Source organism: Myxococcus llanfairpwllgwyngyllgogerychwyrndrobwllllantysiliogogogochensis (assembly GCF_006636215.1).
Taxonomy (GTDB): domain Bacteria; phylum Myxococcota; class Myxococcia; order Myxococcales; family Myxococcaceae; genus Myxococcus; species Myxococcus llanfairpwllgwyngyllgogerychwyrndrobwllllantysiliogogogochensis.
Map to the genome: position 1 here is coordinate 1 of NZ_VIFM01000491.1, position 2621 is coordinate 2621.

2 protein-coding genes are annotated in these 2621 nt (G+C 69.8%); both read right to left on the minus strand.

Annotation, left to right across the window (positions count from 1 at the left end; genetic code table 11):
* Positions 1–1956 (minus strand): VIT domain-containing protein (locus FJV41_RS48695; protein WP_141649443.1); only part of this gene is annotated, 1956 nt, incomplete at its 3' end.
* The gene (locus tag FJV41_RS48700; RefSeq protein WP_141649444.1) at positions 1953–2450 is read right to left on the minus strand and encodes a MerR family transcriptional regulator; all 498 of its coding nucleotides are present in this window, start codon (positions 2448–2450) and stop codon (positions 1953–1955) included. The genes FJV41_RS48700 and FJV41_RS48695, both read right to left, overlap by 4 nt.
* Positions 2451–2621 lie beyond the last annotated feature (171 nt).

Here is a 2621-nt window from a genome sequence, read left to right on the forward strand (position 1 = left end):
AGGCGGGGGTCCGCCGGCGGAAGCCATGACGGCGTGAGCGGGGGCCTGCCTCGACGGGGGCCCCGCGGCCACGGGTGCGCTACCACCCCGGCCGCGAGCACCAGGGCGCTGGATGACGGGAGCGACCTCGGCCTCTTCGTGCTTCTGCGTGCCGAACATGGCCCAGCCCGCGGGCGCATTCACCGGGACGACGCGCGTCTCCGGCTGGCCCGAGGCGCGCCTGTCACCGGTGCGCTCCTCCACGACGACGAAGGACGTGTAGCGCGTGACAATCTGGTGCTCGACGGCGAGCTCGACGATGCGCTTCTTCATGGAGTCGGCGCGGCGGCCGGTGAGGCTCGCGGCCTCCCAGCCCTTGATGCGCTCGGCGGCCCACAACTTCTCCACGGCGGGACGGTCCGACTCGGCGGGAAAGTCCACGCGAACGGTGAGCGCGAAGGGCTCGCGGCCCGAGCGGCCCCGCAGCGTCACCTTGCCGGTGCCCGGCGTGGGGTAGCGGCCCAGGAGCGTCCAGGGCATGCCGTCGACCATGGGAGGCAGCTCGCCGGGGGCCAGCTCCGCGCCCTCGACGCCGTCGAAGTAGACCTGGAGTTCAGTGATGCGCGGCGCGAGCGCGCGGGAGAACTGGGCGACGACCTTGTCGTCGATGCGCTCGCCGGGGTGGATGAACTCCACGTCGCCGCCGGTCTGCTTCGCCATGTCGCGCAGCAGGGCATCACTGACGTTGGTGCCGATGCCGAATGAGTACACGCGCGCCGACTTCCGCTCGGCGAGCACGGCGCGGAGGATTTCGTCCTCGTTGCCCACCTGTCCGTCCGTCAAGAGCACGAGCACGCCGTCCGGCGCGGTGCGAGCGGCGGTCTGCATAGGCCCGAGCAGCTCCGTTCCGCCGCCGGCCCGGAGCGCAGCCACCCACCGGTCCGCCTCTTCCAGCATGCGCTGGGTGAAGGGCACGGGCAGGGGCTGAAAGGAGTGGAAGGAACTCTCGAAGGCGATGACGTTGAAGCGGTCGCCTTCGCGCAGGTGTCGCAAGCAGAGCCGGAGCGCGGCCTGGGCCTGGGGCAGGCTGTCGCCGTCCATGGAGCCGGAGACGTCCACCAGGAAGATGACCTCCTGCTTGGGGGGCGCGGAGGCCATGCCCAGGAGGTCGGGCACCACGGTGAGGGCGAACGTGCCGGGCTTGTCGCCCTTGCGGTGCGTGGCGAGCGGGGTGAAGACGGCGCTCGTATCGGAGCTGCGCAGGGAGAGGACCAGGTCGCGGTCCAGGGACACCTCTCCGCGAGAGAAGCTCACGCGGGCGCGGGTGCCGCTCTCGCGGGTGACGGTGATGGCGTGCGAGGGGCTCTCGACGATGACCTCGCGGCCCAGGTCGACGAGCAGGTCCATGCGCAGGCCGTACTGCACCTGTCCGATGGGAGGAGAGATGCGGTCCGCGTCGGGGACGCGCGGCGTGGGCTCGGCGCTGCCGTGGCCGGTGCGGTCTCCGGCGGGCTTGCCGGGGATGTAGCGCGGGGCGACGAGCGTGGGGAGCATCCACCGGACGCTGCCTTCCTCGGCGGTGACGGCCTGCAGGAACTCCACCTCGACGATGGTCTCCTCGTTGGGGAGGAGGTTGCCCACCTGGGCGGTGAAGACGTTGGAGCGCTCCTCGTCGAGCAGGGCGGCGCCATGGCCCGCGGTGACGGCGTCGTCATAGGCGCGGAAGGCCTCCTCGCGCTCCTTGACGATGCCTTCGACGCGGCGGCCCGCGCACGTCATGGAGAAGGCGGAGAGGGTGCCATCGGACGGAAGGGGGAAGGTGTAGACGGCTTCGATGGGGCGGGGCTCGTCGTTGCGGTAGCGCTGGCGCACGCGCACGCGCGCATGTCCGCCGAGCAGCTCACCAGTGACTTCGACGCCCTGAAGGGGAACCTGCGCGCCCTCGCGAGTGAACAGCCCTGCATGCTCTTTCGTCATGGCTTCTCCTTGTCCTGGAACTCTTCGATGAGGGCCCGTACGCGCTCGGCGAGGGCTCGAACCTTGGCATCCGCTGAATCCGCCACATGCAGCTCCAGACCGGGGATGAGTTCCCAGCGCTGGTAGCGTGTCGTCGTCGTGGGACGCGGGCCGGTGGCCGGCGGTGCCACGATTTGTGAATCGGTGAGGCTCGTCGGCCCGTACGTGGGCGGAGTCGGGGTGACGTCCGACTCGGCGAGCTTGCGCAGCTCGTCGAGCGACAGGCGCTGGAGCTCCACCTGGATGGCATCCAAGGGGAGGAACCGTGCCTGGAGGACCCGGATGGCCTTGAGTCGTATGACGTGCTCCTCGCCATACACGGTGTCCGGCCCCCGAAAGGGCGGTGCGGGGAGCAGACCCCGCTGGACGTAGTAGCGCACCGTGCGTGGCGAGACGCCCGCCTCCTCGGCCAGCTCCGCCAGCTTCCACTCGCTCTGTGTCTTCCGCGTGTTCACGACTCAGACAGTATGACTCGACACTGTAAGTGTCAAGTCGTCAGTGTCGAGTTTTCGCGAGGATGGTGTCGAGATGCCCGGGTGGGTCGGTGTCGGAATGAGCGGTTCGAGTGTCGAGATGGACTGTCGAGTTCGAGGGGTGAGGAGGGGGCCGAGGGGTGGGTTGCATGG